The 2139-nt window shown below is 56.9% G+C and carries 1 protein-coding gene; it reads right to left on the bottom strand.

Annotated features, from left to right (window positions below; genetic code table 11):
- Positions 1 to 1583 (bottom strand): hypothetical protein (locus A3A5_RS38950; RefSeq protein WP_198293153.1); only part of this gene is annotated, 1583 nt, incomplete at its 3' end.
- Between the last annotated feature and the right edge of the window lie 556 nt (positions 1584 to 2139).

The following is a 2139-nucleotide window of genomic DNA, read 5'->3' on the forward strand; positions in this document are numbered from 1 at the left end:
TAGCTATCCACGTCCACAATCTCCGGACCCGCTGGGTGCGAGGGCCCGACGACCGACTGCGGGGTATTCGGATCGAACTCGCGGCTGCCGTAAGGTATCCCGTAGCCGAGCGACGAGAGACCGGCAAACGTGGAACCCGACTCCTGGGGGCAGGGAGCTTCCCCTGCCGGCCCGATGACCGACTGCGGGGTATTCGGATCGAACTCACGGCTTCCATAAGGCATCCCATAGCCGAGCGACGAGAGACCGGCAAAGGTGGAACCCGACTCCTGGGGGCGGTTATACCCCTCCCATGGGCTCAGGCCGCGAAAAAAGGAACTGTGACTGGAATCTGGTTGAGCATGCTGTTCATTCGCAAACGCCCCCAGCGCTTCCTGCCACTCAGGCCAAGGCTCATTCGGTGTATGGAAGGACCAGGAGCTTCCTGGATGCCGTTCGGGCGCAACCTGTCCGAGACCCATATTCAGTAGCGCACGAATTCCTCGCCTTGCCAACTTCACTGTTTCCTCTCCAATTTTTTCCGGCTCTGCGAGGGCGCGGTCGATGTCCGCATCCAATGCATCAATTTGATCCGGTCCAAGGCGCCCGTTCATTGCCGGCAACTTATTCTGGCGTAGCCAGGTACTGAAAGCGCCGAGACCATATGAATACGATTCAACAGTTCTCTCCGTATGGTTATACACCGGCGCCCGGTCCGCTAATGATTCAATAAGATCCCTGTCTTGATCGTATGGCTTGATAACTGTCCGCTTATGAACCCCAATGTCACGACCACTGTGCGTGTTGCGAGCGGATCGTAGACCGAGGACGGAATGTTTATGCTCCTTTCCAGCGTCGAGTTTCAACGCTAGGTCATCCAGTTCAGGATCATTAATTCTGTCCGCGATGCCGGGACGGTTGTCCGCGGTGAGCGCATTACTCAGACGTGTCAGTCCGATAGCATGGTTCCGGATCGTTCTGGGCGCGGCGTCCGTCGTGGCGAGTGCAGTCTGCTCGAACGCACCAATAAACTCCTTATCTGTTTTATTGAGCGCCTGTTCCCTCGCTTTGTTGCCCTTGACACGACCGCTGTGCCAGTTGCGAGCGAATTGTAGACCACGGACCGAAAGCCTATTCGGCTTTCCAGTGTCGAGTTTCGACGCTAGGTCATCCAGTTCAGGATCATTAATTCTGTCCGCGATGCCGGGACGGTTGTCCGCGGTGAGCGCATTACTCAGACGTGTCAGGCCGAGAGCATGGTTCCGGATCGTTCTGGGCGCAGCGTCCGTCGTGGCGAGAGCAGTCTGCTCGAACGCATCAATAAAGTCTTTATCTGTTTCATTGAGCGCCTGTTCCCTCTCTTTTCCGATTGCAAAAAACGTTCGACGCACAGGCCCGGCCTCTTGCCTGACCTTACTTCCCCGGTTCAACCGCAAGTCGTTCAAGCCCTGAATAGCCTCCGACAGTTGTCCGGATCCGTGTGCTGGCGAACCGGGCGGAAAATCGGCGTTTTCTGCCTGGTAGGCCGCCTGCTGCTCCTGCAGCATCGCATACTGCCGGCTGAAACTTTCCGTGTCCCATGGATTACATAGATCGCGATCCAATTCATTCGCTCCTGGTAAGCAAGGTCTGCGCAAGTGGGTTGTTCCCGTGCGGCGATCTGCCACATCCGTCGAAAGCTTTTTTAGGTGGAGAACGAGCAGTGCCCCGCCTGTCAGCGGCGGCGGCGCTGACACAACTATGGCGGCCCGGTCAGAGTTTGGGCTTTAGCGAAGCTCCTTGCGCCGCCCACAAATCCCGTTGTGCCAAGAAGTGGTAGTTTAAGCGACATCATCCATCAAAGCCGGATAGCTGGTCTTTTCATCACCGAGCCGCCGCTTAATGAAGCGAAGCGGGCAAGCGTCCGGCCACGCTCGCAATTGCCACTGAGGGCGTTGTCAACTTGAGGCGGGTGGTCAGGGCGATGGCGGAGAAGATGGGCTCTGCTGCAAATAGGCGGTCTGTATATGAACGCGCCCCGATTGCGCCAGTGTTTCGTGTGTTCCGACATCGACAGGATGGGTTGCAGCGGCGTGGTTCAAAACACGCGATTTTTGCGTTACAGGGACGAGCTTAAGCAGCCTGCGTGAAACGCAGGAATGTTAAGGATTCCGATGCATA

The organism is Cupriavidus sp. UYPR2.512, assembly GCF_000379565.1.
GTDB lineage: Bacteria > Pseudomonadota > Gammaproteobacteria > Burkholderiales > Burkholderiaceae > Cupriavidus.